A 2,973-nucleotide genomic window follows, 5' to 3' on the forward strand; every position below is an offset into this window, starting at 1 on the left:
TTAATGTGGCGGAGAGATAGGGATTTGAACCCTAGATGGGCTACAAACCCATGCCGGTTTTCAAGACCGGTGCATTCGACCACTCTGCCATCTCTCCGAACGAGGTAAATACTAGGCGTTTACATCCATGTTGTAAATACTAAATAGATGAAAAATTTACTATAGGTAATCAAGTGGTGATCTTACAATCAAATTGATGATTGTTTACTCTCAGCAATCATCCGATTGCTCTAAAAGCAGTCAGATGGTCATCTATCACTGACATATTAAAGGCTAACAGCAATATTATGTTAATATCTCATTAATTGAAAAACCTAACAGATATATATGAACTCAAACATTATTCCTGCTTCTGCACTCAAACCGCAGTTTACCCTTACGGCAGCGGCCGCAGACAATAGTCCAGCAGAAGTCCGACTAATTGGCCAATCACGTGTTCGAGATGCTTTCAAATTATTGAGTAATACTCACGATCAACATATGTATTTAGCCGATTACTCAGGTTGTAATCGTAAAAATATAATCCGAGCCCTCGTAGGATCGGATGGGAATTTTGTCGAGAAGAGCCTAGTGTTAGCTGATAATAGTACGGTTTGGTGTGAGCAAACTGACACCCAACAAGTACTCGCTTCTAAACAAAAAACACATCAGTATCTTTCTGGCACGATTAAAAAGCACGACCTGATTGGCCGGTATGATGAGCGCACAAAACAGTATAAAGCAGGAGCGCTTGCCAACTGTCACTACTTATTTATCTGTGCGGATTCCATTTGGAAAAGAGAAACGCTGTGGGAGTTACTGTTAGAGATCCTTGATAAGAAAGAATATCAAGTACATTCCAGTCTCCCGCCTCTAGCACTCAACTGTAAGATTATACTTATTGGCTCTAGTAACCAATATGGGCATTGCTGGCTCGGTGAACCCACTTTTTCTAATCTATTCCCTTTATTAGGTGAATTGCTCAATGAAGTTGACCTCAATGAAGTACCATTGGCGCATTACAACCTTTGGTTAGATAGGATCTTAGAGGACATCGGTTTAACCATTGATGATCCAGCAAGGTTAGCATTGCTTGAATACAGTGCCAGACTTGCCGATCATCAACAACGCTTAAGCCTAATGTCAATTGATATTGAACAGTTGTTAGTCCAAGCAAGCACTTATGCTCAGCAAACACATATCGATGAAAAAGCATTTCATCTCAGTATTGATATGTTTAATCAACGCCATAACGCCTCTGAAAAGCTATCTGAGCAAAACTTCGATGATCTATTCATTAATCTACCAACTCAAGATGAGATGATAGGTCAGATAAATGGTTTAACGGTAATCGAAAATGCTGAGTACAGTTACGGTGAACCTGCAAGAATTACAGCTTCAGTGCATTACGGAGACGGTGAAGTTGCAGATATTGAGCGTAAATCGGAGCTTGGCGGGAACATTCATGCCAAAGGGATGATGATCCTGTCTTCTTGCTTATATCGTATATTTGGCAAAGATGCGCCATTGCACCTCAATGCCAACATCGTATTTGAACAATCTTATCAAGAGATAGACGGCGACAGTGCTTCTTTAGCCGAGTATTGCAGCCTTATATCAGCGATATCAGAAAAGCCCATTAAACAAAGCATTGCTGCTACTGGCGCAATTGACCAGTTTGGTAATGTTCAAGCCATTGGTGGTGTGAATGAAAAAATTGAAGGCTTTTTCAAATTATGTCAACGCCGAGGGCTAACAGGTCATCAAGGTGTCATTATTCCATGTTCCAATATGCAGCAGTTAAACTTACACCAGTCTGTCATTGAAGCTGTCAATGAAGGGCTATTTACACTGTATCAAGTCAAGCATATCGATGAAGCGGCAGAAATATTAATGCAAACGCCAGCTGGTATGGCTGATCAAGATAACCAGTTTCCAAGTGAGTCACTTTATGGCTTAGTGCAAGCAAGGTTGGAAGGATTAGCGGGTTATCAGGAGGAAGAAAAGTCATTTTTTGTGAGGTTACGAGAAAAACTGTCATTTTTTAGCTGATCGGAGTTGTTTAGCGTACACGTGTTCGCTAACCTTGGCGGTTCAAATTGCTGGAGAACCAAAAATAATGAGTAATGCTAACAGTTTTACAAAAGAAGACCTTGTTGCCTGTGGACTTGGCAACCTATTCGGACCTAACTCTCCGAGATTACCGAAAGACAATATGTTGATGATCGACCGTGTACTTAAGATTAATGCAGATGGCGGTGAATTCGGTAAAGGTGAAATTGTTGCTGAACTTGATATCAATCCAGACCTTTGGTTTTTTGACTGCCACTTTGCAGCCGACCCCGTTATGCCGGGTTGCCTTGGCTTAGATGCTATGTGGCAACTTGTTGGCTTTTTCTTAGGTTGGGAAGGTGCTGAAGGCAAAGGACGCGCGCTAGGCGTTGGCGAAGTTAAATTTACAGGTCAAGTGCTTCCAGAAGCTAAAAAGGTTACCTATAAGCTTACTATTAAGCGTAAGGTATACCGTAAACTGGTTATGGGTATTGCTGATGCGACAATGGAAGTTGATGGACGTGAAATTTATAGCGCAAAAGACCTAAAAGTAGGCATTTTTACTGACACCTCTAGCTTCTAAGCTTGCTAACCTCTAGCTTTTAAGCTTGCAAATAGTTAAATGACAACGCCCTCTGAATAGAGGGCGTTTCTTATGCTGATTTACTTGTTAAACAAACCGCTTAACCGACCATCAATTCCTTCTCGCCAACCTCCAAGCCATTGTGACTTTGAGTCAAGTGTCGAATATGGACAAATTTCTTTAGAACGGCCCCCTATTCCAGCCTGAAAACCTTTCGAAAAAGCTCTATCTAATCGATCTCGTTTTTGTCTCTTCATGCAAGCGTCCTCTCTTCCATAATGGTAGAAGCCAATGCTTCTAGACTATGAATAAAACTTTTTGCTACAGAGATCAATCAAAAAAAACGACCAGTTTACAGG

3 protein-coding genes and 1 tRNA gene are annotated in these 2,973 nt (G+C 41.1%); 2 read left to right on the top strand and 2 right to left on the bottom strand.

Annotated features, from left to right (window positions below; all coding sequences use genetic code 11):
- Positions 1-6: 6 nt before the first annotated feature.
- Positions 7-97 (bottom strand) — tRNA-Ser (locus AB4238_RS21775).
- Between the two features lie 230 nt (positions 98-327).
- Here AB4238_RS21775 and AB4238_RS21780 point away from each other — a divergent pair.
- Both AB4238_RS21780 and fabA read left to right on the top strand, forming a co-directional pair.
- A complete protein-coding gene (locus AB4238_RS21780) occupies positions 328-2,031 on the top strand; it encodes a S16 family serine protease (protein WP_372035649.1) in 1,704 nt (567 codons plus the stop codon).
- A 67-nt stretch (positions 2,032-2,098) separates the two neighbouring features.
- Positions 2,099-2,614, top strand: a complete 516-nt coding sequence (gene fabA, locus AB4238_RS21785; protein WP_020912882.1) for a bifunctional 3-hydroxydecanoyl-ACP dehydratase/trans-2-decenoyl-ACP isomerase — start codon at positions 2,099-2,101, stop codon at positions 2,612-2,614.
- Between the two features lie 80 nt (positions 2,615-2,694).
- Here the strand turns inward: fabA and rmf are convergent, their stop codons facing one another.
- On the bottom strand, positions 2,695-2,871 hold the full coding sequence (gene rmf / locus AB4238_RS21790) for a ribosome modulation factor (RefSeq protein ID WP_012155190.1): 177 nt from the start codon (positions 2,869-2,871) through the stop codon (positions 2,695-2,697).
- Positions 2,872-2,973 lie beyond the last annotated feature (102 nt).

The sequence above is a fragment of the Shewanella sp. 10N.286.45.A1 genome, assembly GCF_041470405.1.
Lineage (GTDB): Bacteria > Pseudomonadota > Gammaproteobacteria > Enterobacterales > Shewanellaceae > Shewanella.

Bases quoted from the DNA above. Each gene is read 5' to 3' on its own strand.
- AB4238_RS21780 (WP_372035649.1), top strand. From the start codon at position 328: ATGAACTCAAACATTATTCCTGCTTCTGCACTCAAACCGCAGTTTACC.
- fabA (WP_020912882.1), top strand. From the start codon at position 2,099: ATGAGTAATGCTAACAGTTTTACAAAAGAAGACCTTGTTGCCTGTGGA.
- rmf (WP_012155190.1), bottom strand. From the start codon at position 2,871: ATGAAGAGACAAAAACGAGATCGATTAGATAGAGCTTTTTCGAAAGGT.